Source organism: Dyadobacter sp. HNCC25DJ184, assembly GCF_056895215.1.
Window position 1 is genome coordinate 108763 of record NZ_JBXHAQ010000017.1, and the last position, 24841, is coordinate 133603.

The 24841-nt window shown below is 43.9% G+C and carries 33 protein-coding genes; 28 read left to right on the forward strand and 5 right to left on the reverse strand.

The window, feature by feature from the left end; translation table 11 throughout:
• Positions 1-254: 254 nt before the first annotated feature.
• Positions 255-1136, forward strand: a complete 882-nt coding sequence (locus tag AC1XUD_RS22295) for a sialate O-acetylesterase (protein ID WP_483363240.1) — start codon at positions 255-257, stop codon at positions 1134-1136.
• Between the two features lie 422 nt (positions 1137-1558).
• Here AC1XUD_RS22295 and AC1XUD_RS22300 read toward each other — a convergent pair whose 3' ends face one another.
• Positions 1559-3301 (reverse strand): tetratricopeptide repeat protein, encoded by a 1743-nt coding sequence (locus AC1XUD_RS22300; protein ID WP_483363241.1) that lies wholly within the window; start codon positions 3299-3301, stop codon positions 1559-1561.
• Positions 3302-3573: 272 nt separating this feature from the next.
• Entirely contained in the window at positions 3574-4251 is a 678-nt protein-coding gene (locus AC1XUD_RS22305; protein WP_483363242.1) for a S24 family peptidase, read from the reverse strand.
• A 110-nt stretch (positions 4252-4361) separates the two neighbouring features.
• On the opposite strand from AC1XUD_RS22305, the gene AC1XUD_RS22310 reads away from it, so the two are divergent.
• The 14 genes from AC1XUD_RS22310 (at position 4362) to AC1XUD_RS22375 (ending at position 12531) form a co-directional block, all read left to right on the forward strand.
• The gene (locus AC1XUD_RS22310) at positions 4362-4646 is read left to right on the forward strand and encodes a hypothetical protein (RefSeq protein ID WP_483363243.1); all 285 of its coding nucleotides are present in this window, start codon (positions 4362-4364) and stop codon (positions 4644-4646) included.
• A gap of 30 nt (positions 4647-4676) precedes the next feature.
• On the forward strand, positions 4677-4985 hold the full coding sequence (locus AC1XUD_RS22315; RefSeq protein WP_483363244.1) for a helix-turn-helix domain-containing protein: 309 nt from the start codon (positions 4677-4679) through the stop codon (positions 4983-4985).
• 10 nt (positions 4986-4995) lie between these two features.
• Entirely contained in the window at positions 4996-5163 is a 168-nt protein-coding gene (locus AC1XUD_RS22320; RefSeq protein ID WP_483363245.1) for a hypothetical protein, read from the forward strand.
• Complete coding sequence (locus AC1XUD_RS22325; protein ID WP_483363246.1) at positions 5153-5515, forward strand: hypothetical protein; 363 nt, start codon at positions 5153-5155, stop codon at positions 5513-5515. The genes AC1XUD_RS22320 and AC1XUD_RS22325 overlap by 11 nt, the downstream gene beginning before the upstream one ends.
• 240 nt (positions 5516-5755) lie before the next feature.
• A complete protein-coding gene (locus AC1XUD_RS22330; RefSeq protein ID WP_483363247.1) occupies positions 5756-6070 on the forward strand; it encodes a hypothetical protein in 315 nt (104 codons plus the stop codon).
• 8 nt (positions 6071-6078) lie between these two features.
• A complete protein-coding gene (locus tag AC1XUD_RS22335; RefSeq protein ID WP_483363248.1) occupies positions 6079-9081 on the forward strand; it encodes a BT4734/BF3469 family protein in 3003 nt (1000 codons plus the stop codon).
• A 562-nt stretch (positions 9082-9643) separates the two neighbouring features.
• The gene (locus AC1XUD_RS22340; RefSeq protein WP_483363249.1) at positions 9644-10252 is read left to right on the forward strand and encodes a hypothetical protein; all 609 of its coding nucleotides are present in this window, start codon (positions 9644-9646) and stop codon (positions 10250-10252) included.
• A 2-nt stretch (positions 10253-10254) separates the two neighbouring features.
• Positions 10255-10431: a hypothetical protein gene (locus AC1XUD_RS22345; protein ID WP_483363250.1), complete on the forward strand. Its 177-nt coding sequence runs from the start codon at positions 10255-10257 to the stop codon at positions 10429-10431.
• Positions 10421-10783 (forward strand): hypothetical protein, encoded by a 363-nt coding sequence (locus AC1XUD_RS22350; protein WP_483363251.1) that lies wholly within the window; start codon positions 10421-10423, stop codon positions 10781-10783. The genes AC1XUD_RS22345 and AC1XUD_RS22350 overlap by 11 nt, the downstream gene beginning before the upstream one ends.
• A complete protein-coding gene (locus AC1XUD_RS22355) occupies positions 10773-10967 on the forward strand; it encodes a hypothetical protein (protein WP_483363252.1) in 195 nt (64 codons plus the stop codon). The genes AC1XUD_RS22350 and AC1XUD_RS22355 overlap by 11 nt, the downstream gene beginning before the upstream one ends.
• Positions 10964-11197 carry a hypothetical protein gene (locus AC1XUD_RS22360; protein ID WP_483363253.1) on the forward strand — a complete coding sequence of 78 codons (234 nt, stop codon included), beginning with the start codon at positions 10964-10966 and terminating at the stop codon, positions 11195-11197. Before AC1XUD_RS22355 ends, AC1XUD_RS22360 begins: the two co-directional genes overlap by 4 nt.
• A gap of 33 nt (positions 11198-11230) precedes the next feature.
• The gene (locus tag AC1XUD_RS22365; protein ID WP_483363254.1) at positions 11231-11479 is read left to right on the forward strand and encodes a hypothetical protein; all 249 of its coding nucleotides are present in this window, start codon (positions 11231-11233) and stop codon (positions 11477-11479) included.
• Positions 11480-11610: 131 nt separating this feature from the next.
• Complete coding sequence (locus tag AC1XUD_RS22370; protein ID WP_483363255.1) at positions 11611-11802, forward strand: hypothetical protein; 192 nt, start codon at positions 11611-11613, stop codon at positions 11800-11802.
• Positions 11803-11817: 15 nt separating this feature from the next.
• On the forward strand, positions 11818-12531 hold the full coding sequence (locus AC1XUD_RS22375; protein WP_483363256.1) for a hypothetical protein: 714 nt from the start codon (positions 11818-11820) through the stop codon (positions 12529-12531).
• Between the two features lie 10 nt (positions 12532-12541).
• On the opposite strand, the gene AC1XUD_RS22380 is transcribed toward AC1XUD_RS22375, so the two are convergent.
• Positions 12542-13462, reverse strand: coding sequence for an abortive infection system antitoxin AbiGi family protein (locus AC1XUD_RS22380; RefSeq protein ID WP_483363257.1), 921 nt, complete (start codon positions 13460-13462; stop codon positions 12542-12544).
• A gap of 81 nt (positions 13463-13543) precedes the next feature.
• Positions 13544-13840, reverse strand: coding sequence for a hypothetical protein (locus tag AC1XUD_RS22385; protein ID WP_483363258.1), 297 nt, complete (start codon positions 13838-13840; stop codon positions 13544-13546).
• A gap of 375 nt (positions 13841-14215) precedes the next feature.
• On the opposite strand from AC1XUD_RS22385, the gene AC1XUD_RS22390 reads away from it, so the two are divergent.
• The 13 genes from AC1XUD_RS22390 (at position 14216) to AC1XUD_RS22450 (ending at position 24589) form a co-directional block, all read left to right on the forward strand.
• The gene (locus AC1XUD_RS22390) at positions 14216-14734 is read left to right on the forward strand and encodes a hypothetical protein (protein ID WP_483363259.1); all 519 of its coding nucleotides are present in this window, start codon (positions 14216-14218) and stop codon (positions 14732-14734) included.
• A 104-nt stretch (positions 14735-14838) separates the two neighbouring features.
• Positions 14839-15174: a hypothetical protein gene (locus AC1XUD_RS22395; RefSeq protein ID WP_483363260.1), complete on the forward strand. Its 336-nt coding sequence runs from the start codon at positions 14839-14841 to the stop codon at positions 15172-15174.
• The gene (locus tag AC1XUD_RS22400) at positions 15152-16429 is read left to right on the forward strand and encodes a hypothetical protein (RefSeq protein ID WP_483363261.1); all 1278 of its coding nucleotides are present in this window, start codon (positions 15152-15154) and stop codon (positions 16427-16429) included. Before AC1XUD_RS22395 ends, AC1XUD_RS22400 begins: the two co-directional genes overlap by 23 nt.
• Positions 16426-17400, forward strand: a complete 975-nt coding sequence (locus tag AC1XUD_RS22405) for a DUF6712 family protein (RefSeq protein ID WP_483363262.1) — start codon at positions 16426-16428, stop codon at positions 17398-17400. Before AC1XUD_RS22400 ends, AC1XUD_RS22405 begins: the two co-directional genes overlap by 4 nt.
• A gap of 1 nt (position 17401) precedes the next feature.
• On the forward strand, positions 17402-18145 hold the full coding sequence (locus AC1XUD_RS22410; RefSeq protein WP_483363263.1) for a hypothetical protein: 744 nt from the start codon (positions 17402-17404) through the stop codon (positions 18143-18145).
• Positions 18061-18681: a C40 family peptidase gene (locus AC1XUD_RS22415; protein ID WP_483363264.1), complete on the forward strand. Its 621-nt coding sequence runs from the start codon at positions 18061-18063 to the stop codon at positions 18679-18681. Before AC1XUD_RS22410 ends, AC1XUD_RS22415 begins: the two co-directional genes overlap by 85 nt.
• Positions 18678-19007 carry a hypothetical protein gene (locus AC1XUD_RS22420; RefSeq protein WP_483363265.1) on the forward strand — a complete coding sequence of 110 codons (330 nt, stop codon included), beginning with the start codon at positions 18678-18680 and terminating at the stop codon, positions 19005-19007. The genes AC1XUD_RS22415 and AC1XUD_RS22420 overlap by 4 nt, the downstream gene beginning before the upstream one ends.
• A complete protein-coding gene (locus AC1XUD_RS22425; RefSeq protein ID WP_483363266.1) occupies positions 18961-19320 on the forward strand; it encodes a hypothetical protein in 360 nt (119 codons plus the stop codon). Before AC1XUD_RS22420 ends, AC1XUD_RS22425 begins: the two co-directional genes overlap by 47 nt.
• Positions 19244-19654 (forward strand): hypothetical protein, encoded by a 411-nt coding sequence (locus AC1XUD_RS22430; RefSeq protein ID WP_483363267.1) that lies wholly within the window; start codon positions 19244-19246, stop codon positions 19652-19654. Before AC1XUD_RS22425 ends, AC1XUD_RS22430 begins: the two co-directional genes overlap by 77 nt.
• Positions 19655-19665: 11 nt before the next feature.
• Positions 19666-20523 (forward strand): hypothetical protein, encoded by an 858-nt coding sequence (locus tag AC1XUD_RS22435; protein ID WP_483363268.1) that lies wholly within the window; start codon positions 19666-19668, stop codon positions 20521-20523.
• Between the two features lie 130 nt (positions 20524-20653).
• A complete protein-coding gene (locus AC1XUD_RS22440; RefSeq protein ID WP_483363269.1) occupies positions 20654-21121 on the forward strand; it encodes a hypothetical protein in 468 nt (155 codons plus the stop codon).
• A gap of 58 nt (positions 21122-21179) precedes the next feature.
• Positions 21180-23201, forward strand: a complete 2022-nt coding sequence (locus AC1XUD_RS22445; RefSeq protein ID WP_483363270.1) for a DUF5977 domain-containing protein — start codon at positions 21180-21182, stop codon at positions 23199-23201.
• Complete coding sequence (locus AC1XUD_RS22450; RefSeq protein ID WP_483363271.1) at positions 23198-24589, forward strand: hypothetical protein; 1392 nt, start codon at positions 23198-23200, stop codon at positions 24587-24589. The genes AC1XUD_RS22445 and AC1XUD_RS22450 overlap by 4 nt, the downstream gene beginning before the upstream one ends.
• On the opposite strand, the gene AC1XUD_RS22455 is transcribed toward AC1XUD_RS22450, so the two are convergent.
• A complete protein-coding gene (locus AC1XUD_RS22455; RefSeq protein ID WP_483363272.1) occupies positions 24590-24796 on the reverse strand; it encodes a hypothetical protein in 207 nt (68 codons plus the stop codon).
• Positions 24797-24841: the final 45 nt, after the last annotated feature.

The window sequence follows — 24841 nt, forward strand, 5'->3', positions numbered from 1 at the left end:
AAGAAAAATTTGATTTAAAATTATAGTATAGCAATATATACGTAAATCCTCCTTAAAAATCACGTTATGAAGAACCAATTACACTTTCTATTTACTCTTGATATCCGAGAGCGGCAATTCGATATTCAACTCGAGAAATAAGCGAACCAATTTCGTTCCAAATTTGACAAACTCTCTCCCGAAACGGGAAATAGAGTCGGTTAACGATGGCTTTTCGTTTAGAAATAATGGGTTTCGAATTTAAAATTGCACACATGCTTACAATTATCATGAGAAACATATCTCTGCTAGTTCTATTGGTGTTTTTGGTATCCAATTCAGAGAATTTAGGCAAAAGAACTCATAACTTCCCGAAGCTTATTGAGAAAGTAGCTGTAACTCCCAAGAAGAATAAAGTCTGGGTGTTTATTTTAGCAGGGCAGTCAAATATGGCAGGACGAGGTTTGGTAGAACCTCAGGATACCGTTGCAGTAAAAAATATTCTGACAATTAATAGAGATGGAGAATTAATTTACGCAAAGGAACCATTACATTTTTACGAACCCAGGCATACCGGACTGGATTGTGGATTAAGTTTCGCTAAAAGTATTTCGAGGCTTATTCCCGACAGCATTACAGTACTATTAATACCCACAGCGGTTGGAGGCAGCAACATTCATCAGTGGCTTAATAATTCAGTCCATCGCGATGTTCAATTGTATTCAAATTTCGCCGAGAAAGTACAGATAGCAAAAAAATATGGCGAAATTAAAGGAATTCTTTGGCACCAGGGAGAGAGTGATGCGAGCAGCTACAAAGGACAATACAAAGACAATTTAAATAAACTCTTTGCAAGTTTTCGTCGTGAAGTGGACAATCCTAATTTACCAATTGTGATGGGATATTTAGGAGCTTATTCAAAAAACCGCCCGGCATGGGAACGGATAAATCAGCAAATTTCGGAATATACGAAAGGAGATCCTAATACTGCTATCATTCCTACCGCAGATCTTAAAGATCGCGGAGACAAAAAACACTTTAATTCTGAAAGCCAGAGAATAATAGGACAAAGAATGGCCAACGCTTATGTCAATAAATTCTATATCCAGCCTTTAAAGCAAAATTTACCTGAACTATCAACGATTACAGTTAAATAACCCTCCTTAAATTAATCTAAACCCAAATTAATTGATAACAACAGGAAATGTTCAAAATAAATATTTACAAAAAGCTAAGATTCATAATTCACCCTCCGTACTTTAAATTACCTTAATAACATTTCCTTACCTTCCACATTAACCCGGCTAATTTAGCTGGGTTAATTTTTTTTGATACTTCAGCATGCTCGGTATAATTTTTCAAATTTTCCCAGTTTTAAAAAATTTGGAAAATTCGACCTGCCCTTTGGCCACAAAAAAACCGCCTCAATTAAAAATCGAGGCGGTTTTAACTAGTTTTTGAAAGTGCTCACGCACGGTTTTGTGACCCATAGGGTATTACGAATAAACCTTGACAACTACCTCTAAATAAAATAATTATATAAACTCACGATGAAATCTCTGAAACATTTCTGAAACATTTACTTAAAAGGTAGACATGACATATGAACTTGAACATTTCCATTGTCCTTTGCTAGGCCGTAATATATAGCTGCCGCCCACTCTTCCTTGCGATTCACCTTCGGCCCCAAAGTTACCGTCGATACAGATCGTTTTACTGAGGCGAGTTCTACGAAAACACGAGGGATTGCCGTATCAGAATTAATCTCCTTCTTAAATATATCACCATCAATGACTAGTCTCACTTCATGCTCATATTGAAACTCCGCTGACTTGAAAAGATAGGCTACCTGCGAAAGTTCCTCCATTACCTGTAGATCTGTTTCCCCATTAGGATTACGGGACTTTAGCAGTTGGATTAATTCTTGGATAAGGTCAGTTAACTTAGTGTTATCAACTTCGCTAATTCCAGAGGCAGCGTATTTCAATGGATCCTCCCCAATCTTATATGCTACCCGATAAAAATTGAAATCGGGGAGTTTACTCTTAAAAAGGTTTTCTGCGAATGTAGTAAGTAATTTTGCGAATTCTTCTGGTGAAAACTTCGACACAGGTGATTCATTGAACGACCGAGGGCTGACTATCATCGATGCTTCCTCATTTTCTTTGGACATCTTAGAAACACGTAACTGCTCGTCCTTATCTTCATTCTCAATTGCTTTATCTTGCTGGGACAGCAAATCGTATATTTGTTCAATGAACTTAACGCGGTCGATCGTTATTGAACAGCCCATGGCCTCCTCATTGTCATTTTTCCCATACATCCTCCAAAGCGACAGATCATTATTTTTGTCCGACGCAACGAAACTACCTATAAAGGATTTTCGCGTAAATGGTATTGATTTTAATGATTTTGAATTTTCACCCGGGGCATCAGTTTCGATAATACTTATATTGTCAAACACTGTTCCTTCAGAAGAATCGTTTAGGCATGAACCTTCTGACAATCGAAATGGGGAATCTGACAAAAGCAACAGTTTTGCTGTATCCAAACTAGTATAGTGGGTTACAAATTTTTCATTGTAAGTCAAAATTTCGCGAATTTCTCTAATTAGGTCCTTAATCCTTTTAAATTTATTGTCAACCAGCAATGCTTCTATCTCCTTAAGCCTATTTGTCGCTTTGGTTACTAAAATATCATCCTTCTCACCTATTTCTATCAGCTCATTGAATGCTTGTTGGCTTCTCTCTAGGTCATTTAGCTGAAAAAAACTTTCTGCTAAATTATAATACGTATATGCAGCGTTAAATTTCAATTGGGTCGCACGCTGTAAATGTTCAACAGCCGTTTTGTAATCTCTTGTTGCAAAAAGACTGTTCCCGAGGTATAAATGTATTTTACCCGAATCAGGATAATGCTCTAAGCACTGAAAAAGTACCTTTTGTTGATTTTCAAAATCGTCAAGATTATAATATATCTGCGATAAAAAGGTAAAATATACTTCCATCGGATCCATCGAAATAGCTTTTTGAACTGGCTCGATCGCTTCAAAATATTTATTCTGAATAAAAAAAAGGTCTCCAATAGAAATATAACACCAAGCTGCCTCATTTAAATCGTTGGCCTTGGTATAACATTGTAGTGCTTCTTCATAATTCTTGATTTTTACATACGAATATCCCTTAAAGAACCATAACGAATTAATATGATGAATTTCTAACAATTCGTCTGTAATGAGTTCCGTAATTTCCAAATACCGATTTTCATGAGAAAGTCTATCTATCTCTTTCATCAGCTCCGACAAATTCTGATAGTCATCCATTGGACTTTTGCAGTTAGTAACATAAATATACTTGTGAATAGAACAATGATCGACTATTCGATCATCTTATAGGTCTGCCCTTAAGTCCCGCAGGATGGCTTACCCTCAATTAGAGAATCTACCCCCCTTTAATGATAAGTACAACTCCTCTTCATGAATAACAGCTATTCTAGCTCACTTTTCCCTAAGTTTCATGGTTGTTGAGCACGCGTGTAGATGTCTAGTTTAGAAACATCGATATTTTTCTTTTATTATGAGTGAAAGAAGAAAATCTAAATCATATTCCTCTTAATAGCCCCCTTAACAAAAAACATCCGTCTAATGTGTTCTTTTGGAAGCTCAAAGGACTCATAGTGTTTATTTTCGGACACGAGCAGCAAATTTTGCTCGCTGTCAGCTTTTTTCACGTACTTGATTGTACGCAGGTTGTCTGTGACGACCAGAAACACCTCCCCGTATGGAATATAATATCGCCAGTCGTGAAACTCTTTGCAAAGAATTACCTGGCCGTTCTGGTAAACAGGCCACATACTATCCCCCCAAATAGGAAAGGCAAGGTCGCAATCTTGGAAGTTCGGAACATGTATATAATCAGAGGGTAAGGTACTGCCATCAGTAAACAATATATCAGGACCTGCAGTAACGTCAATATCTTCGTAAAATGGAATTTTTTCAGCGTTTTCTAAATGCATTTTTAATCTTTCAATAAAGCAATTTGAATCTTTCGTGAGTTTGAGCATGGGTTGCTCACCTGTAAGAAGCCAGGTTGGATTGACTTCGGGGTAATAAGTGAGAAATCTCACCAAGTTCTCCTCGCTAATACCGTTTGGCTGCGCCAGAATACCCTTCGAGATTTTTGTTTCTTGGTAAAATCTATATTGACTAATGCCCTTGTATTCAAGATACTGTAAAATATTTTGCTTAATAAATGAATTTTCTTGCCTAGTCATTTGGAATAGTCTAAATATCTCCCCTATTTTTGTATTACAGAATCAGTCAAACGCAAATTACAAAAACCCTCTCGTTTGGCAAGTTATAATTGAGTTAATGGTGGAGACATATGAAATCAATCGAATACGATCCAAAAAGCGGAAAAAATCCGCTGGGGTCGATTAAGAAAAGACTTTTGGCTCGATTTGGTAAGGCCAAACAGATTGTCGGCGGTGGCTGGAAAGATGCGCTGGCCCGGGCCGAGCCGTTCTTTAACACCCGTGACGGTGAAGCCTATATGCGTTCGGTGTCGCAAGCATTCTCCAACCCGAAACGTGGTGATGTAGATCGAATAGAGCGTGTAACTCTGGCACTAGAGAGAATAGCAAAAATTAAAAGGCCACCCATCGCATAGCGACAACGTTAGTAAATACTTTTTCCACTCATGACAACAACAATAAACCTAAGCCTGCCAACTGATCAAGTTGAGCTACTGGAAACCGTGCGTTACCAGAACGATCGTCTATTGGCCGCCCAATCTCAAGCAGTATACCTAACGGAGAATGAAGCATGCAGCCGTTTAAAGGTATCTCTTACAACAATAAGAAAATGGCGCAAGGAAGGCTGGCTACGCTACTTTGCGGAAGGAGAAAATATCAGATACCGTACTGATTATCTGGATGCAGATTACGAGGCTAGGGCGTTAATAACAGCGCCAATGCTGGAAAATAGTAGGTCTAAGTCATCCAAATAACCATAATCATATGAAACCTCAAAATGCTCTAATAGTAGTGGCAGCAATTGTCCTTTTTGGTGAAGCCGTTTCGGACTTCCTTGCTGAACATGGCGCCTGGCTAACGGCTTTCTGCCTAGCTATTTTCTCTGGCACAATCATCCATGTTATCAAACAAGCGAACGAAGATGCAAAATGATCTACTGAATGGGCTTAATAATATTGATATCCCTGTTCCTTGCAGTGTTGCTGGACAAATGGGATCCAAATTCTCAAACGCGGAATACCGATGGTCCAAAGTGAATAAATCCCTATACGTTTATATATCTACGATAGAGGAAAATGGAAATTTCCCACGGACGCAGCCTCTGGCACACGTTCGGCAGACAAAGAACGGGAAATTTGAGGCCATCAGGGCAGGAATTGATCCTTATATAATGAACATCCCTGCGGGCACCCTGGAAACCGTAAAGACACTGCTCGAACAGCAGGTATACTATGAGGATCAGCTAGCCGAACAGCTCAAAAATATTACACTTCACAGACACTGACAGAGGAGGGTTAGGAAACACTGATGAAATGTTTCATTTCTAACAGTGTAAGGAATTGCACCCGGTGCCAGGGAGTTCGAGTCTCCCGATTCCACGAGAAGTATTTTACCCCTTCTCATAACGTTGAGTAATCTTTTCAGACCCGGGGCACTGCTCCGGGAATGACTTCCCCCTCGATCCAATCATTGTTCACACTCAAAATTTATTAGTCCCATGCAAAAAGTTACTATCCGCAGCTTTGTGCTTTCGCACGCCCAATTGAAGCTCGCCAACACCATGATTCGCCGTGGTGGCATGATCAGCTACCGAAAGCACAAAGATCACGACCTGCTACACGCTAAGATCCTGGCCGCGCTGATCAGAGCCAGGCAGATGATCGTTCCCACCATCCACTTAACCGACGTCGAATGCTATTTGATGCGCAAATACAATACGGACTACGCTGCTGCTTTGGGCGGTCCGCAGGAGCACAAAAACGAAGTCCAGCAACAGGAGGATTTCAGAGAATACAGATGCGCCAATCAGCTCCAAAAAATCTTTTCCACTCTATCATAGTTTAATTGATGTTTGAATTTAACTTTTTCGCCGGTGGTGCAAAGGTCACCAGGCCAACCTCGGTAATTACCCTGCAGGAGCTGGTGGAGACTATCCGGTCTGTCAAATACGCTGCTCCGGTGAAGAATGTGAGAAAAGCCGCTAGCAAGAAAGAAGCCGATTTCTTTAAAAAGGGACTGGACTTTGTAACGATTTCTGGCACATTCTCGCCGACCCGTAATGCCGGAAACCTTTTGAAGCATTCCGGACTCATCGTGATCGACTTTGACAATCTGGTCGACGCTCAAGCCCTGCGCCTGCAGTTTCAATGCGACGGACATGTAATGGCCTGTTTTATCTCACCTTCCGGCAAAGGACTAAAAGTTGTTGTAGCAATTAAAGATCCCGAACGACATAAGGAGGCTTTCGCTGATCTTGCTTATTACTTTAACACTAGCTACAAGCTTAACGATCAGGAAAAGGTAGATCCGTCCGGATCCGACGTAAGCCGTGCATGCTTTCTTTCATGGGATCCAGACGCATATTACAATCCGAACGCAAAAATATATGCTATCCGTAATGAGATTCCGCAAAAGCCCAGAAACGAGAAGCAACTTAGTCAGGATGCAACAGAGCTGGAAAAATATGTAGCTATCCTGGTTGATCGTATCGAGACTCACTCGATGGATATCTGTGACAACTACGGGGATGAATGGTTAATGATCGCTTTCTGCTTGTCGGTACTGGGAGAAAACGGCCGCCAATACTTTCACCGGATTAGCAGGCAGAATGCAAAGTATGATGAAAAGGACACGGATGCTAAGTTTGATAATGCCCTAAAAACTTGCCGGTTTACCCACATCGCCAAGCTCCTCAATATCTGCCGCGATTACGGTATCGATGTTAGCCGACCAAAACCGGAAAAACCAGTCAAAGTCAAATCAGAAAACGTTTCAAATGAATACGACGATCTACTTGCCGACGCTGCCACGCTGATCGTAAAAAACCAGACGCCGAGTCCGGCATCTATTCAAAAAGGATTAAAGATAGGGTACAACCGGGCATGGCGGATTATTGACCAGCTCGAACATATTGGAGTGATCAGCGCTTCTGATGGATCTTCGCCCAGAACGATCCTCAAAGATCACGCTGGGCTTGATCAGCTCTTCCAGGAGGGCACACTGCCCGAGCTGAAACAATCTGAATCACAGGACAGCAAGCCAGAGAAAGGAAAGAAAAAGAAGAAACGTCAGGATGATGATCTCGACGATGACGAATCCAACGATTATTTCACAGTCTGGTACACGGCCAGCGGCGGCATGAAGATCAAGGCCGGCAAATATTTTGACGATGTGGCCGATAATTTCCAGCTGTTCATCAAATACCGCACCGAGGATGAGCAGGAAAACGTCACCTGGGTTTTGGAAATTAAGAAAGCCAGCGGAGAAATCATTTTCTTGGAAGTGCTCCACGAAGATTTCTGTAGTGCCAAAAAGCTTAAGACCATGCTAGCCACCAAACGTCTGGGCTTTAAGATCAAGGATGGCCACCTGGACGAGCTGCAAAGCTACCTCTTTAACCGTACTGAGTTCTCGACCGCATCAAAGGTGATCCGTTACGGATTCCACCCTGAAAGCAAAATGTATTTCTTTGCCAACAAGGCGCTTAATCTCAAAACGGGTGAGCTGCTACAGCCAGATAAGTTCGGTATAGTTCAGGCCAATAACATGCACCTTTCCATCCCTCAAAAAAAGAAGGCGGTGCAGCTCCGGTACAGTTTGACGGAAACAGACACGACTTTTCAAAAATTCTGGAACCTGTATGCCAATGCCCATTTGTATGACAATGCCTTTATCCCGACATGCTTTTACATCTTTTCACTTTTCCGTGATATGGGAATTGCATTGAAAAACTTCTCCCCCATCCTGTTTTTAAAAGGTGGTGCGGGTACAGGAAAGAGCTCCATGGCCAGAACTTTGACGGCCGCATTCGGTCGCAAGCAGGAAGGGGTCAATTTGAAGACAAAAAACACCGATTCAGGGCTAAGCAAGCTCATGAGTCAAACCAGCAATATCATCACCTGGTTCGACGAGTTTCACAACGATTTAGGAAGTACCGAAGGCCTTTTGCAGGCAGCCTATGACAACGATGGATATCACAAGTCATCGTCAGATTTTAGCGGAATCGAGACGGACTCCGTCGACCTCTATAGCGCTCTGGCGTTGACCAGTAACTACATTCCTCAAAATCCTATTTTCTTTTCCAGATGCGTTTTTATTCCAATCACCGCTCAAAAGAAAACTGACGAACAGCGCCGGGCATTCCATCAGCTCGAGGAGCTGCAGGAGGCCGGTCTGGGATCGATGACCATTGAGCTTTTAAGATTGCGTGAACTGCTGGAAGCCAACAATAACTATGAAGTTAGTTTTAATCGGGTTTATAACGGCCTGAAACAGAGGTTTAATGGTCAGGACATCCCTGAGCGTATGTTCGCTAATATGTCTCAGATAATGGCCGCACCATTCACTTTTCACTGTTCCGGTAGGATCAACATGCTCACTTATGAGACCAATATTGAAGCCGAGATACTCAAAGAATTTCTGGATATGGGAGAAACATACATCTTACGCCAATGGCGCATCATGAAGGACAGCAAGGCCAGCGCGATATTTTTCGAGAACATACAGACTTTATTTGATAATAATAGAGTACACCCCGAATTCCATTTCCGGTTTGTTGGCGAAAACATAAGGCTGAATTTCCGAAAGCTCTATAACCTTTTCGCTGAGCGCTTCAAAATGATGAACAACCGCGAGACTCCCCCGGACCGCGACACGATACAATCCGAAATCGCCACGCTGGCTGGCTATGACGATTGGGAATCGATTTCGAAAAATATCCGCTTTGCCAATGATGGAATGGGGCACCACAACGCAACGACTATCCCCTTTACCGGATCCTGCGAGCTTCCTTACAAATTGTTACAGCAAAATTTCGGGATCGACTTTCAAAACAGGCAGTCGATGATTTAGTGGAAAAGTCATATTTATGACTACTTCGCTTGACTACTCCGATACGTACTCCGGAGTACTCCTTTTTCCAGCTTTCCAGCAAAAAACTCATGAACCCTGATTTCGCTACTACACTTTGCTACACTCCACTGAAAACAGGATTTACTCCGGAGTAGGAAAAAAAACATAACGGAGTACTTCGCGGAGTAATGAAGAGCACAGGTAAATATTAACATAAATAACTCAATAACAGGTTTTTATATGATTCTCAACACATCTTAAAAGCAGACTACTCCGGTAAAAGTGAATTTTTAAACGAATGAAAAAAAAGAAAAAAATCTACTACACTACTACACTAAATATATAAGTAATTAATAATCAATAAGTTAAGTATCTTTTAGTGTAGTAAAAAGTGTAGTAAAAGTGTAGTAAAGGTGTAGTAATGTAGTAAGTGTAGTAGATGTAGTAAATGAGCTACTACACCTTTCACGGATATACGTCACTCATTTTCATCTAGTTACGAAAACAGTGTAGTGTAGTAAAAAACAAACTCTAAAAATTTTAGAAAACTTTTTTGCGGAGTATGAAAACCCAGCCTTTAGAAAGTACAAATGCTATTGCTCAGGGAGAGCTAGCCGTCCACCGGTTTTCGAGGTGGTCTAATAAACAGGGAGCGCTGCTGGTAGTTCTTGGATTTTGGTACGGGAAAGACCACTCCAGGCCAATGTCTTCTGACTTCGAGAAAACGGATGTCGAAATGCTCAATGTCCATTCCCAGACCGTCAATACCCTAGCAATGGGCCGTTTTTACCACGATGTAATTAATGGCAATCTTTTCCCCTGGAAAGACCCAGTAACCCAACCAAAAACATTTTTTAAAACCATATCCATTTTTAACTCAATCAATTCTATCATGTCACAAATCATTTCCATTTCACTCTGCGTTTCGGACATCGACAAAAGCAAAATCACCATTGGAAAGAATGGTAAGAAGTACTACCAGATTTCAGTCGGTACCAAGGACACAAAAGACCAATATGGCAAGGATGCTTCCGCATGGGAAAGCCAGACCAAAGAAGAGCGGGAAGCCAATAAAGAGCGGGTTTGGCTTGGTAACGGCGAGATCGTTTGGGATAGCGCTAACGGGTCCAGATTGGCTACAAAAGAGGAAACGGACGATTTACCATTCTGATCATGAAAATAGCCCTCGAAATTTTATCCAGGATTTTAAGCGCGGTGCTGCTGGTAAGCCTGGGCATCACGCTCATCATCATGAGCCCGGTGATCATCTATCAGAAAATTGCAAGACTAGTTAAACCGGCCAGAAGTTCGACTAATTCACCTTTCCGCTCTACTACATATGAATACTGAAAATTTACATTTCACTTTCGTCGATATGAAGTATGTGGCAAAAAACAAGTACCAGGAGGAAGTATTAAAGCGAGTGGACGAATTCGACCGCTTGCTGGTAGAGTCACCTGAAAAATTCTTGAACAGCGTCTATTTTATGGTAAGTCATGTACATGACTCATTTCCCAGGTGTAAGATCCTAACGGTTTCTGATCAGAAAGGAATGCAAAACGATCTCCACATTTTCCTCGGATCGAACCAAGGCTTCCTGGCGACAATTTCAGTCAGAAAGGTGAATGGAGCTTTTGCAGGGGATCCTGAAAAACAGATTCAGGCATTAAACGATTTGATCCGGACGAAGAATGGAATCTGATTTTAATATCAAAGCTGGCCAGGTTTGGGAAACCAGATCCGGCCAGCGGATCCAGTTAGACCAGGTTTTAACGGATCACGGATACACGCCGGTGAGATCCGGTGACCGGTACTGGCAGCTCAATGGCCGATACTGGAGTGATGAAATTTCCCACTCAAACGATCTAATCAAATTAATCCAATGAAATCAATCAAAATAGGTTTTGTCATCGCTTTCACGATTCTCATCTCAGTAGGATATACGACCTTAAAATCCGCTAGACCCTCCATGCTAATACTGCAGTTTGATGGATATCACAGCATGAAATCCCAATCCGAGCTACTATTCAAAAAGGGCTGGAAAGTGAAACAGGTTGTGCCATACAACGACGGGCAGGCGGCGCGTATGGACTTCGTCGTGATTTACGAGAAGTAGCATTTTCCTTAATATTACTTAAAAACTTAAGTTATGAAGTCACAAATTAAAGCCTTCTGCCTCGGAGTGGGACTTTCAATTACAATAGCCGCATTTGCCCAAAATCAGGGATTGATGATTATCAAACCATCGGTTCCAAAACAGGTAGTCGTCAAAAAGTACAGTGTATTCTCTGAAGACAACATACAACCCGATGCTACTCAACTGATCCAACAAGGATTTGCTTTCAAGTCCTCAGTAATGGGAAAGTACTCCATGTTCTGTTTTTGGGAAAAATATTGAGCCAATGGGATCTATCATTTCACACATTGCCGACCAAATCAAACTTCACGGATCCTGGGACGCATATTGCCAGTGGCAGGAAAAAGAAAAAGCAGATAATCCCTACATTTGTGAGACAACAAACTCACGAGATGAAAAAACCGATCACGATATCAGTTCTTTGGGCACTTCTTAATATTGCACTCTTCGGCGCAATGATCATTATTGACAAACAAAACTTCCCGGATTTGCTCTATAGAGCGGTTCGGGTTGTGTTTTTGGTGAGTTTAATCATGCAGATACTGATCGCAATAGGATGGGTAAAACTGGAAGAAAACCACTAATCATTTTGCTAACAAATGACAACAAAAAAGCTACAGTCCATTCTCGACAAGCTAAATAGGCGAACACGATCGGAACTTGTCTTCATAAGACCATTGTCAGAAAACGTTGATTTTGCTAAAGTTTGGGATAAGAAACCTTCGCCAACTGACGAAATTGCACGCCCTGATGGACCAGAAAATTGTTACCTGATTAAAAATGAAATCGGCTATTATGTGGCAATTGTGCTAGATATGGGATATGATTTACACTGGTTTGTGAAGTATAAACATCGCAGCCAGGGACATTTAACCAGGGCTATGAAGGACACGGTCTTACCTCACCTGTTTGAGAACAGAACTAGTCAAAGTATAAGTATTTCTTTACACGAGATCGGACATACGAATTTTATAGGATCAGAAAAGGTAGCTCTATCGCTAGGTTTTAAAAAGGTTGCCGAAGGCGAATATTTGCTAGAAGCAACTGACTTTAAGAATGGTTTTTACATTGAAGGCCGCAACACTCCCATTTCAGAGGAGAGGCTCAAAATGTTAAGAAAGAAAATTAACTTCATTGGAAAGTCATTGTGGATGATACAATCGGAATTGGAAATGAAGTTTGGCGAAACAGATTATTGCGCCGACCTCAAAGACCTTGTCGATAATATCAGAAACCAAACGAGGGAGCTTGAAGACGAATGGTGGCTACGTAAGACCCACAATACAGCAGATATCGGTTCAGAATTCAGTTAATTGCCTTTTATTACCAATCCCTAGACAAATTTTCAAACGAATTGACTTTGGACAAAAGCAGGGTTTGATCTTTTTTCGTCAAATTTGGGAACTTCTCTATTAACTTCTCGTATACCTTAACAACGTCCTCGTTGTAGGCAACAATGATGTGAGAAATATCACTATGATCAAAAAGCAGATTCTTAGAAGATGCTTCCTCCACTGCTCTCTTGGCATTGGAACTGACGGACTGATATAAGCCTCGATTAATAGATGGGCGATCCCAATCATATTCATCTATAATTGCAGCGTCATTTGGAATGAATCGCCATTCCTTTTCGTCTTGATAACTCGTTCCAATAGATTTCGAAGAACCGCCTCCAGGCAATCTGACGACTTCTATTACCTTTGAATAAAGATACGAGACCGGAAAGCGGTTGCCTTTATTATCTTCTTTTATGTAGCCATCTCCCATAGGTTTAGGTGGCGAATAAATCTCATACCGCGCCTCGCCAACGGTTTGGATTTTTTGTGGCGCTCCTGTGAAACCAGAGCTCAATGAATTAGCTAAATGACTCCCTGGGACAATATACTGAACCGGATTAAGTCCATTTTTCTTACCCCATTGTTTCGTGAGACCAATCGCATAGGCAAGGTTGGGTCCATATTCTTGCTCGGCACCATAACGTTTCAAATGATCCGAAATAGCAGAAAATTTAATATCACAAAAACAAACCATAGGGATGTATTGGTGTCGAACAAATGGACTTCCACCCATTTCGGATCCGTACAAAAAACCAATTTCGTTTCTATCAAATAGCGGAAGTCGACCAATAGTATCAAGGCTTATTTCCCTATTATGATTAACTCTAAACCCAGACTCGATAATCCCTAAGACCGCTGGTAGGCCACCTTTGGTGTAATGAAAAAGTGATGTTGAACTGATTGGCATATTGAAAATTTTTAATTAAGTAAATCAACAGAAACACTCCACCAGCAATCGGCAGGGTGTCTGATTTATCAACCAACCAGATTAACCTGCTTTCACAGGTCTCACATGATAGGGTACTGCCTTTATAAGGCGTATATTATTAAATTCTTCAATTGTTCTCACATTCTCTGCTGGCACAATTCCTCTTTTGATCCAGTTCAACACGGTCTCAATGTTCTTAATATCAAAACGATTACAATACTCCTTAATAGTCACCCAGTCGGATAAATCCACAACTTCACCCTGACTGATCAGGTAGGACTGCGCTTCCTTTATTGCCGCTCTTGCCTCAGATAAAACGCGTTCAATTTCTTTCGCAACATCTTCCCTCGTTTCCATATATAGTTGTTTTGGAGGCTTTCGCCCTCTTTCTGATCATTTCTTTTTTTATTCCATATCGATTTCCTCAATTACCTCGTACAGTTTTTCGATTGTCTGCCAAATTTTGAGCCTCTGTTCTTCCCACATCTGCTAAGACATTTCTTTGAGTAGTCGGGGGAGTTTGGCTCATTCTCAGGTTAAATAAATCCATGTTTTTCTGTTTTTTGATGATATGAAGATACCATTTGTTAGGTTTACTAACAAATAGTATTCCGCTTTTATTTCTCCTTTTCTTTTAGTTTATTTAAACCCTTACCGGTTAGGAATGCTATCACAATTGCGCGCCTAATCATCAATGTGTTTTTTCAAAATTTTAACCTAAAATCGTCGGTTATGGATTCAAAAAATATCCCAGTAGACATCGAATCAATGGAAGTGAACGTTCCAGATTTTCCCGAAATGCTCAAATCACGTCTAATAGACGCAAGGCTCGAGGCACTGAAATCAATACGAAGAGATCGAGAAATTCTATGGAATGAATGGAAAAAAAAGAAAGATCTAATTAAAACGATCCTTGAAAGTATTAATAATGATTACCATGATAGTCAGTGCATTATTGAGGAATCTGACAATTCGGATCGGCTCGAATTAAAGTTACCAGACTATGAATTCTCATTTTCCAAAATTGAAGGCAAGTATGTTCAAAAAGGAGCATCATTTGTTCTTCAGCTAGACTTCTCCGGGTCGATCCGCTTTTATTTTATTTCACCCGCTGTAGAAGAATTGAACATCGAAAGTCAAGTAACTCAATTAGATCATGAGATCGCTGCTGCTGATATCAAGTATGATGTTGTATCAGAACAGTATAGTGAGTTTTTAAAATTACTTCTTGATTGGGAAGAAACTTGTTAGCAAAACCGGCACTAAGCCGGTTTTGCTATAATCTCTACTATTTGATTCCTGTCCTTTCCCCTTCTTAATGAGTCTACCAATTTCGTAACCAACAATTACGAAACATGGCAAGACAAATCATCAAACGCAAAATAGCCCTAGCCTCCATTCGTTCGGATGACTCCGGCGGAGCGCCTTCGATCCATTCGATCAAGTATCGGAAGATGGATGGCAGTATTGGCTATAAAAAGCGCGTTTGTAAAAGTTTTCGCCTGCTTCCGGGCTCCGGCAGATTTCGCGGTAATCTCAACGAGAACCACGAACTGCTTTTGATCAACAAAGAGGAGCCGGATCCATCCAAACAACATTTCAGAATTAAAGTCGACCTGCTCGTTGAAATGGACGGGCTGGTCATTGACCATACCAACGGAGAACACAATGGTAACCCAAATTTCCAATAACCTTTTTATGCTCAATGAGGGTGGTGCCAACGGTGCTCTCCTTCAGCTCACCGGAGCACGTGACGTTTCTTTTAGCAGCCCGTCATTCAACCATTCCGATTTTTTCGAGCATGTGCGCTGGGGAGCCGGTGACAATCAGCCCAATGTCATGCGAAAGCTGATCGAAAAAAATACGATCGTACAGTCCCTTCTGGGATCCCTCCGTGATATGATCTACGCCTCCGGAGTCGGTTTCTTCCAAAATAAAGAAGTGGATGGCAAATCCCAGATCGTGCCGTATACCGACAGCCGTCTGGAAGACTGGGCGTGGGCTACTGATCTGCAGAACTACGCGGTTTCCGCCATCAACCAATACGTCGATAACGCTAATATTTTCACAAAATGGAAATACGATCCTTTGCAGGACTGGTTTACCCTCGAGGTGCTAGACAGCTTTAAAACCCGGATCAGCAAAACAGCGGATCAATTCCATGTAAACCCCTACTTCGGTTATCTGAACTATCTGGGACTTGCCGAAACCGTTAAAATGCCGGCGTATAACCGTCAGAGTCGCGAGGCCAATGTTAAAAACACGGTTACGGTAAACCATTCCCGCACACGCATACCTGGTCAACCGTTTTACTCTTTCCCTTCCTGGTGGTGTTCAGAAGAAGCCATTGAGCTTGCCAATTTGATTATCGCCTTTCACAAAAACGGGATCCTGAACGGCTACAACATCAAATATCTGATCCGTATGCCTTCGGATCACTTTGATAAAGACGGTTTACGTACAGTCGACGGAAAGGAGTCAAAAGCACGCTGGAGCAAATTTTCCGACAATCTTTCCGGATGGCTGGCCGGTCAGAAGAACGTCAACAAAACGATGATCATTAAATACCTGCGTGGATCCGACGGTAAAATGATGGATAACGTCGACGTGCAGCCGCTGAAAAATGAGATGTCTGATGATGCTTATGACAAGGTCTGGAAAAATGCTAATCAGTCGATCGCTAACTCGGTGGGACTACTCCCTACCCTTGCCGGTGTGAATCCGGGTTCCGGAAATGACTCAGGCTCCCAGATCCGAGTAATGGCAGATTACCAGCAGCACTTCCGTACCCCAATTCCACGATTGGCGGTTCTCGGCGATATCAACAACGCGCTAAGGATGATGAATTACCGCGATGTTTTTGCCGGCTTCAAAGAGGTTCAAATTACCACCCTTGACAAAAACCCGACGGGCGCAGAAGCCGTCGTAAATAACTCCCAATCATGATTTTAGATCTTGACAAATTGAAAGCTCAATTGGGCGGAGTGCAAAGTCAGCTAAACTTTAAGACTGTCTTGCCCTTTGTGAAAGTCGCTGAGCGCGAATTCCGAAATATTGTCGGCGTAGAGCTGTACGATTTTTTAAATGAAGCTGATTTCACCGAAAACGAGCTCGACAGGGTTAAGCTTGAAGAGCTTCTGGAGATCACTCAGGGCTGCATCGCCTGGGCAGCCTATGATCTGGCACTTCCCCACCTGAAAATGAAAGCCGGTGATTTGGGTATCATTAAAAACAGCCCGGCAAACACAGTGGCCGTTTCCAAATGGGAATACGCCGATAGCCGCGACGCGAACTTGGCTATGGTCGATATGCTATGGGAATTTTTCTGGGAGTCGCTCGAAGACACAAAACCAGAAGCCTGGACCAGCTCAAAAGCTTATCAGCGCCGCAACCAATACTTTTTAAGATCTGCAGATGAGCTGACCGACTACATCGCCCTGGTAGGGAGAAACCGCCGTTTTTTCTCACAGCTTGAAAAATTCATTCGACGTGGCGAAGAGCTCTATATCGCCGAAGCCATCACCCAGGGCGTTTTCGATAATCTAAAAGCCCGATGGAAGGATAAAAACATCCAGCTGACTCCGATCGAAGAAATGCTGATCGAAAAGATCCGGGAGCCTCTGGCCTACCTGACCCTTCATGAAGCCTACCCCTACCTGCCTATTAAGATCGATAACAGCGGTCTAAGGGAAGTCAGAAAATGGGACGGAGTTGGCAACGAAACGACGGCGGATTCCAAATATCGCAACGCCCAGATGCAGCAGCTCTTTCAGGATTCACAGCTCTATATGGGAAAACTCAGGGCTTTTATGGATAAAAATTCCAGCCCCGAGCAGTTCCCCGACTACTACTACGCCAACCTGAACATCGACAATACACAGGAGGATTTCACCAATAAAGCCCATATCATACTCTAACATGTTACCAGACAAAAACACCCCCGCACCCCCAAAAACCGCGTTTACCAACGTTGCAAGACGTGACAGCCCGGACGAGCTCGAATTTCAGGCACAAAAGCTAAAAGAAGAAGCCCAGGCGATCCGCTCTCAAAAGCAGCAGGAAGAAAAACAGCAGCAGGATTCCATGACGCTGATAGCTAAGCAGCTACTGGATCAAACCCGCAGAGAATTGCAGGATCTCAATGAAGCCCTGGATCTGTCGCCTAAATTGTCATTTGCTGAAGTTCGTGAGCTGAACGGCCAGAAAAGGAAACTGGCTGACGATATCGCCAAACTGGAATCACAACTGGGCATCCGTCAAATTGCCAATCTTGACACAGGGCCACAAAAAGCCGCTTCTAGCCCATGGCCGACAGTTGCCAAGATCCTGGCATTGATCCTGGGCTGTTTCGGGATCGTTAGCTACTCCGGAGAATGGATCCTGGACAAGTACCCTACAGCCGCCATTTACAATGATGTGAGCTTTCAAAAAGTGCTTTTCGCATTTGCGGTTTTTATTTTTTCGATCGGATCTGCGATCGTCGCGTTGACGGTTTTCTTTCCCGGCATCGGCAAATATTTCAATCCTTTCAACCGGCAGCAGCTGGACTTTTTTACAGACTTTAAAACCCTCTCTCAATGGCAGCGTACCGTTATCTCTGTGGCTTTATTTTTTGCCTTACTGTTGGCTTTTGTCTTGACAGTTTCGGGCAAACTGGACTAGGAGCAGACACAACCAAAAGCGCTATCCGCGAGCGCGTGATCGCGATCGCAAAAAAAGAGGTTGGCGTTACTGAAATAACCGGACATAATGATCACCCGCGGATTGTGGTTTATCACCGTTCGGTTTCAGAATGGCTGGCCAATTACAAGCCTGGCCAGCCCTACTGCGCCTCTTTTGTCAACTATGTCTTTAAACAGGCTGGCGTTAAAGTGACCGGTGTGTCCAACCCCGCCAGGGCGCGCGACTGGTTTAAAGAAAAAAGCCGGATCGTGATGACACAGCAAAGTATCAGGGGTAACCGCCGAATGATGAAAATCCCGCCGAAAGGCAGCGTGGTCGGCTACATCTTCTACGGCTCAGCGATCAGTCACATCGAGATCCTGGACAGGATCGATCTGGAAGAAGGATACCTGTACTGTGTGGCCGCCAATACCAGCCAGAAAAACGCGGCTAACAATGTTAACCGCGAAGGTCAGGGAGTGTTTTACGTCAAGCGCCGTATCAAAATGTTTTACGCAATCGCCGATTTGATATGAGAATATCTACTGAATTTTCCAGCATCATTATGCTGCTTTTACTGGTGCTGCTGCCGGTACTGAGCTTCACAGCTTGCCACCGGCGGCGCGTGGATCCACTCTCAGATGTGTTGGATCTTCCAGCCGATACCGTCTACATCACCCGTGTGATCGACCGGTGTAATTATCAGTATTTGAGCGCCGATCCTAAAAAGGCACGCCGGCAGCTGCAGGCCGCTGAACGCTCACTTGACGAGCTGATCGCCGAGTACGACGCTAAATTAAAATCCAAATCCCGCCATGCAGGCGCATTACTCTCACAAATCAATGAACAAGAAAGAAATTGACCCTTCACAACAGGGCAATGGATACAGCTCCCTTTGGATACCGGCCGCCGGAGCAGCTCTCATCGCCATCCTGATTTGTCTGCTTGTATGGAAAACCGTCCCCGAGGCTGTCGAGCAGGTCGAAAACAATGTCAACAAGAAAATCGAACTTTTATCAGAGCCCGTCTATGTTCCCAAATACGATTCCACTATCCAGTCCCGGATCGATACCATTGAGGCCAATCGTCAAATTTCTCATGATCACATTGATCATTATTACGACGCAGAGCTTCAAGGCGTACTCGATAGCATTTTCAACTCACAATCTGAATGAGTTAACTGGTGATACCATCAGTACCGACAGCATTCGCAGACTCGTTCCGAAAGGGTATTATATCCTTAGTGAGCTGGGAGCACAAAAAGCGCTGAAAGCAGATGTAGATGCGAAAGCCTACTTTCAAAAGTGGCGGCTGGCCGACCGCGCTCTGGGCGATATGTCGCTAAAGCTGGCCATTACGACCGCGCAACGAAACGATGCTATCAATCTGGGAATCAGAAAAGACCAAGCCATATCCACTTTAACGACCAAATTAAAGTGGACAAAAGTACTCGTCTGGACGGCCAGCGCTGCTACCTCATATTTTGCTGTTAAAGCCAGCTTTCATTAAACCTATTTTCAATGCAAATCATATCAATAAACGGCAAAGATTACAGTATTCCTGAAAGCTGGACAGAGGTTGATCCCGTAGCGCTTCCAATTTTACTTCGCCTGCTGTATGCGCAGCCCGAAAACCCTTCAACCTATCACGAACTGCTCCGGATCACGCTTGGATTTACGGCCAAAGAATGGCGGACGTTTATGAGCCGGTTCTTTGGATCCAGCCGTACCGAGCAGCAGATTGAGCTAAGCGCCCAAAATCTACAGGCACTTTTGAGCCAATTGTCCTGGATGTGGAAATCGGATCTGACCCTCGCTCCGATGGAGTATCTGGAAGTCGACGGCGAAAAATGGTATCTGTTTGAATCCGGGATGAAGTCCATGAGCTTTGGCGAAATGACCGATGCATATATTCATGCGCAGGCATTTATCAAACAGCTGGTAAGCGGCACTGACCGGCTCGACCTTTTGACCGCAACCCTGTGCAGACCACGCCGCAAGGGTAACTACAAAAAGAATCCAGGCTGGAACGGTGATCAGCGGGAAGACTACAATGAGCACATTGCAACGCTTCGCGCCAAAAAACTATCAGGCCGTTTTGAAGGGGAAAAGGTGCTCGTGCTTGTGTATTTTTTGGGCAGCGTCAAGGATTTCTTTTCTTATTACGACCTGTTCAACAACGACAGTTCAAACCCTCCGGTACCAGAAGAATTTCCAGGCCAAAGCCTGCTAAAAAACCAGCACTTCCTTTCCAGCAAACAGGTATTCGGCAGTATGGCAGCCACAAAGGCCACATGCGTCCATGATGTGTTTTACTTTCTGGAAGAACACCGAAAGGACGTGCAGGCGGAAATAGAACGTAACAAATCAAACCAATAATCAATATGGACGCTATCAAAGGTTTTGTCAATTTACTCGCAGTACTGGCCGTAGTCGGCTTGGTTTGCGGCGGCTATTTTTTTGTAAAAGCAGTGATCTGGCTTTCGGATCACATTTACCTTCAACTCCAATGACCCCTACTGATCTTTTTTGGCAGTACCTGCAGCCGATCCTCGAGCAGCAGCGCACTCAAAACGGCGTCGTTTATATCCAAAAATCGGACGGCAGCGGCATGGATCTGATGATATCTACATCAGTCTCCGAAGACGTCTATCCCGGTATTTTCGTCATGCTTCCCAAATATTCGACCCGCCTTGTGGACAATCATATTTTGATGGCCAATTACAACACCATTTTTTACGTTTGGTGCAAACCTGACCAGGACGGCCAGCAGGATCAGGATGCTGCATATCAACAAGCCGAAACGATCGCAAACCAGATCCTTATCCGCCTACAGCGTGACGCCCGTGAGTACAAGAACTTCTTTGAGTTTGACACCGTTCAGCTGGATCCGGTATTGCACCTGTCAGCAGATGCTGTCTATGGATACGAGGTTAAATTCCGTTTAGGACTCGCAGCAAACCAAATTTACAGTTAAATCAGTCCTTTCAGGTGGCGATGGATGGGGAGAATTTCGTGAAAATGAAATTTTCAGCATGATCGACCCCATCGCCACCGACCAGTCCTTTCTGCCGCTAAAATTTAGCCGCAACAAACTTACCCATACTATTGAGGCCGCTGACCCATCGCTCACCAGTCGGGCAGGGCTCAAATATTTTCTAACCCTTTCGGTTCCCCGGTTCCCTTTCAGCGAAAACCTCGAGCTGCTCCACACAAGCGAAGGTCGCGAAAGTCCGGTCGATGATCAGTCGGGCGTTCAGATTTATTCCGGAGCTGAATTCCGTTACAATTCCGGCCGTAACGGCAAGATTGACGGGCTGCTCAGCTACACCAAACCGCGCCGGCTTCAGGCCGGAATGAGTGTGGTGCTCACCCAGACAATGGCTTTTAGCCTGCAGGAGCGTATCACTGGTGGTGAGCCGGCGGTTGATATCACCCGAGAGCTTGGAAAGTCTTACGCCATTAAAGCCGGGCTTGCTAACGAGGATTTTTACTCCTACGGCGATTCATTTTTTAAAAATTGGCAATTAGGAGCCCGACAGTTTCTCACTTGGCAGCCCAATTACAAACTTGTCAGCACAGATCAGGAGGAATACCTGCATTTTCTTTTGAACTTCACGCCTAAGCCGGCAACACTGCAGCTACGTTTTCAGACCTATAATTTGGACGGTGTCAGCTCCGAAGCGGTGACCGCTTTCCCATTAAGCAATCCGCCACTCTACTCGGTGGTATGCTGCCCGGTGGGTATGAAAGCGCTGGATATATCGGGCGCTATCTCCCGATATGATATTTGGCTTTCCAACGAAGACAACCGCCGGGTAAGTGAAATCCGGAGTTTCATCGTCGACCGCTCAGAGCAGGTCTATGACAAGCAGATTTTGTTTGTTAATTCGCTGGGCGGATGGGATACGCTTCGGCTCACCGGACAGTCACAACAGACACTGAAGGTCTCCCAGACAACCGCCGAGATCGAACGGCCAGCAGCCGCCGGCGTTGATTTTTCTGAGCTCAAAATCATTTCGATCGAGGGAGAATACGAGCTGCAGGTCAGTACCGGTTTTTTTAAACGCGATGCCGCTGCCTATCTAAAATATCTTGATGAGCTGCTTTTATCCGAAGAGATTTATCTGCTTACCGACAAAGGCCACCGGCCACTGCAGCTGATCACTGGCGCGATGATCGACCAGGCAGATAACCAGGATCTGATCGCCCGTACTTTCTCTTTCCGGATCCTGGACACTGTTGAGAATTACTCCAATCTGCCGGCGGCCGATCCAGTCGAGCCCAGGGTAACGACGTGGCGCGGATCCTCACTCCGGCAGGTACTTGACGGCTACGGGAAACGCACTGGCTACCTGGTGTTTGAAAGGCTGGAAAAGGTGTATCTCGACAACGAAACACTCGTAAAACCCTACACCGCAAAAGCCAATTCACAGGGAGATCCGGACTATGTGGCCGCAATCCTGGATAACAGTATCCCGCCGGGCAGTACGCCCTACCCCAGCGCTGAAATCTCACGCGCCGGCAGCTTCAACAGGACTACCTGTCCTTCGAGCGAAATAGGTGGAGCGGCCACGATCGTAATTGCGGCCGGAAGCTATGGCGGTGAAAATCCGGGCGATGCCGACTTGCTGGCCGAAGCCCGTTTTAATACCATCAATACCCAGGCCTATGCCGATGCAAACGGCAGCTGCACCATTAACAACGAGCCGGTACATTTCGCCATCAAGCACCATATCCCTATGTCATTGGATACGAAAGTGATCGGCGAAGATCTGTATGGACCCGTTGTGAGCCTTCGCAGATCTGGCGGGGAGATCATTGCCAATACAACCGGACAGGATCCATTTATTGTCCGTCTGTCGGATGAAACATATCTGCCAGGCATTTACAATTTGATCATTCAGGTTGCATATGCCAGTTTGCCATTAAAGTCCTGCAGCATCAAATTGGTTTCAAAGAACCGCTCGGTGAACGTCACCGGTAACGGCTATTTTGTTTTTGAAAATGTAACTGCCAATAGCTCTGATGAGCCTTTAATTTTTGAAGTAAGATGATCCGGATCAATGGTTTTGAAGTGCTAACACCCGCTGATCAGAGCGTCAGTTATCAGCTTGTCAATCCCCACCTGCTCTATGATTCCATTCCCAGCAGCCAGGCTACGATCCCCGTCTTTCCAGCCGTTCTGACCAACCGGGCGATTTTTGATTATTTCGAAGAGCCACAGGCAGGGTCGTTTTTACCCCAGATGCTTTATGAGCACTTTCACAATGGCGAGCTGATCCGGGAAGGATATTTCATTTTAACCGAAGCTTCACTGGAAGGCGGTTATAAAGGAGCCTTCACCGACCGGCTTGGATTGTTCTTTGGTGATCTTCAAAATATCTCGCTGCAGCAGATCGATTTTGGAACCATTGAGCTGCCGGAAGTACTTAAACCGGTGATCACGGATCCGGATCCGGTCTGCTGTTTTCCCACAATAATCAATGAGAGCTTTTTTGGGGTAAACGCGGCAGCTGTATCTTACTCCGGAAAAGTCAACGACTTTTTTGACGGTGAGTATCTGGAGAGCCCGGTCGTGCCACAGTTTTTTGTCTGCTGGATCCTGAAAAAAATTGCAGCGCTCACCGGTGTGACCATCACCGGCAGCTTTTTTGATCATCCTGAATACAGCCAGTTGATCCTGGTCAACATGCGTGAGCTAGAAACGGATTCGATTACCGTTAAAAACCATTTGCCTGCAATGAGTATTGCAGAATTTATTCTCGAGCTTCGAAAAACCGGCAATCTAAAACTAACCTTCAATACCGTAGAAAAATCTTTGAAGATAGATTTTTGGGATTCATGCATTTCTGCTGCTACGGAGCGGAACTGGTCTGCAAAAGCCGTTTTAGGTGAGATCAAAACACCTGAAACCAACACGCGCGTTCAGTTGAGCCTGGTAGTGGATCCTTCCGACGCTTTGGCAAAGGACAAACCGGGCGAGCTAGCCGATTACCTTTCTCCAGAAACGGAAAGTGCAGTCAACGGAATCGCGAAGATTGACTTTAAGTTCTCTACGCTACTGGTCGATACGGAAACCAGTCTGCCAGTTTGCAAACAGGAAGGTCAGACGAGCCAGTTTGCCCAGGATGCTAAAACCTGGGCTCCCCGGTTGTTGTTTTGGAGGGGCGTGTATGATGATTGTCCAAAAGCCATGCCTGAAGCTGGTGACGTTTCATTATTTCCGGCCGGGATGGCCACAGGCGCGTGGAAAGAAACCATAGCGCTCAAAAAACGCCAGTTTTATCTTAAAAAGGACTTTATTATAACAGAAGCAGATATCGCTCAGCTGGACTTTTCAAAAAAATACCACATTTCAGGTGTGGATTATCTGATCGCACAGCTGAGCGTTGGTGTTCCGATTAAAGGGGTGGCAACAGCACTATTGATTGGTGGAATATAGTTACCCTGCTATCAATGCAGCAATTTGGCTAACACTCTCAGTAGTAAAATAGACATAAACAGCATGTCCATTAGAAACCATTATCGGAGTAGAAAGTACAATATTTGAACCAGTACCCTTATCATAATATCCAACGATATGATCAACATTGATAGTTGTAGGACTCGAAGACAAGGATGAAATACGAACCTTGATAAATTTTGCCATAGTTGTAAAGTTTGGTTAAACCTAAAAATAGCTATTTCGTCATTC

Coding starts and splice junctions, on each gene's coding strand:
- AC1XUD_RS22295 (WP_483363240.1), top strand. CDS start 255: ATGCTTACAATTATCATGAGAAACATATCTCTGCTAGTTCTATTGGTG.
- AC1XUD_RS22300 (WP_483363241.1), bottom strand. CDS start 3,301: ATGGATGACTATCAGAATTTGTCGGAGCTGATGAAAGAGATAGATAGA.
- AC1XUD_RS22305 (WP_483363242.1), bottom strand. CDS start 4,251: ATGACTAGGCAAGAAAATTCATTTATTAAGCAAAATATTTTACAGTAT.
- AC1XUD_RS22310 (WP_483363243.1), top strand. CDS start 4,362: ATGAAATCAATCGAATACGATCCAAAAAGCGGAAAAAATCCGCTGGGG.
- AC1XUD_RS22315 (WP_483363244.1), top strand. CDS start 4,677: ATGACAACAACAATAAACCTAAGCCTGCCAACTGATCAAGTTGAGCTA.
- AC1XUD_RS22320 (WP_483363245.1), top strand. CDS start 4,996: ATGAAACCTCAAAATGCTCTAATAGTAGTGGCAGCAATTGTCCTTTTT.
- AC1XUD_RS22325 (WP_483363246.1), top strand. CDS start 5,153: ATGCAAAATGATCTACTGAATGGGCTTAATAATATTGATATCCCTGTT.
- AC1XUD_RS22335 (WP_483363248.1), top strand. CDS start 6,079: ATGTTTGAATTTAACTTTTTCGCCGGTGGTGCAAAGGTCACCAGGCCA.
- AC1XUD_RS22340 (WP_483363249.1), top strand. CDS start 9,644: ATGAAAACCCAGCCTTTAGAAAGTACAAATGCTATTGCTCAGGGAGAG.
- AC1XUD_RS22345 (WP_483363250.1), top strand. CDS start 10,255: ATGAAAATAGCCCTCGAAATTTTATCCAGGATTTTAAGCGCGGTGCTG.
- AC1XUD_RS22350 (WP_483363251.1), top strand. CDS start 10,421: ATGAATACTGAAAATTTACATTTCACTTTCGTCGATATGAAGTATGTG.
- AC1XUD_RS22355 (WP_483363252.1), top strand. CDS start 10,773: ATGGAATCTGATTTTAATATCAAAGCTGGCCAGGTTTGGGAAACCAGA.
- AC1XUD_RS22360 (WP_483363253.1), top strand. CDS start 10,964: ATGAAATCAATCAAAATAGGTTTTGTCATCGCTTTCACGATTCTCATC.
- AC1XUD_RS22365 (WP_483363254.1), top strand. CDS start 11,231: ATGAAGTCACAAATTAAAGCCTTCTGCCTCGGAGTGGGACTTTCAATT.
- AC1XUD_RS22370 (WP_483363255.1), top strand. CDS start 11,611: ATGAAAAAACCGATCACGATATCAGTTCTTTGGGCACTTCTTAATATT.
- AC1XUD_RS22375 (WP_483363256.1), top strand. CDS start 11,818: ATGACAACAAAAAAGCTACAGTCCATTCTCGACAAGCTAAATAGGCGA.
- AC1XUD_RS22380 (WP_483363257.1), bottom strand. CDS start 13,462: ATGCCAATCAGTTCAACATCACTTTTTCATTACACCAAAGGTGGCCTA.
- AC1XUD_RS22385 (WP_483363258.1), bottom strand. CDS start 13,840: ATGGAAACGAGGGAAGATGTTGCGAAAGAAATTGAACGCGTTTTATCT.
- AC1XUD_RS22390 (WP_483363259.1), top strand. CDS start 14,216: ATGGATTCAAAAAATATCCCAGTAGACATCGAATCAATGGAAGTGAAC.
- AC1XUD_RS22395 (WP_483363260.1), top strand. CDS start 14,839: ATGGCAAGACAAATCATCAAACGCAAAATAGCCCTAGCCTCCATTCGT.
- AC1XUD_RS22400 (WP_483363261.1), top strand. CDS start 15,152: ATGGTAACCCAAATTTCCAATAACCTTTTTATGCTCAATGAGGGTGGT.
- AC1XUD_RS22405 (WP_483363262.1), top strand. CDS start 16,426: ATGATTTTAGATCTTGACAAATTGAAAGCTCAATTGGGCGGAGTGCAA.
- AC1XUD_RS22410 (WP_483363263.1), top strand. CDS start 17,402: ATGTTACCAGACAAAAACACCCCCGCACCCCCAAAAACCGCGTTTACC.
- AC1XUD_RS22415 (WP_483363264.1), top strand. CDS start 18,061: ATGGCAGCGTACCGTTATCTCTGTGGCTTTATTTTTTGCCTTACTGTT.
- AC1XUD_RS22420 (WP_483363265.1), top strand. CDS start 18,678: ATGAGAATATCTACTGAATTTTCCAGCATCATTATGCTGCTTTTACTG.
- AC1XUD_RS22425 (WP_483363266.1), top strand. CDS start 18,961: ATGCAGGCGCATTACTCTCACAAATCAATGAACAAGAAAGAAATTGAC.
- AC1XUD_RS22430 (WP_483363267.1), top strand. CDS start 19,244: ATGATCACATTGATCATTATTACGACGCAGAGCTTCAAGGCGTACTCG.
- AC1XUD_RS22435 (WP_483363268.1), top strand. CDS start 19,666: ATGCAAATCATATCAATAAACGGCAAAGATTACAGTATTCCTGAAAGC.
- AC1XUD_RS22440 (WP_483363269.1), top strand. CDS start 20,654: ATGACCCCTACTGATCTTTTTTGGCAGTACCTGCAGCCGATCCTCGAG.
- AC1XUD_RS22445 (WP_483363270.1), top strand. CDS start 21,180: ATGATCGACCCCATCGCCACCGACCAGTCCTTTCTGCCGCTAAAATTT.
- AC1XUD_RS22450 (WP_483363271.1), top strand. CDS start 23,198: ATGATCCGGATCAATGGTTTTGAAGTGCTAACACCCGCTGATCAGAGC.
- AC1XUD_RS22455 (WP_483363272.1), bottom strand. CDS start 24,796: ATGGCAAAATTTATCAAGGTTCGTATTTCATCCTTGTCTTCGAGTCCT.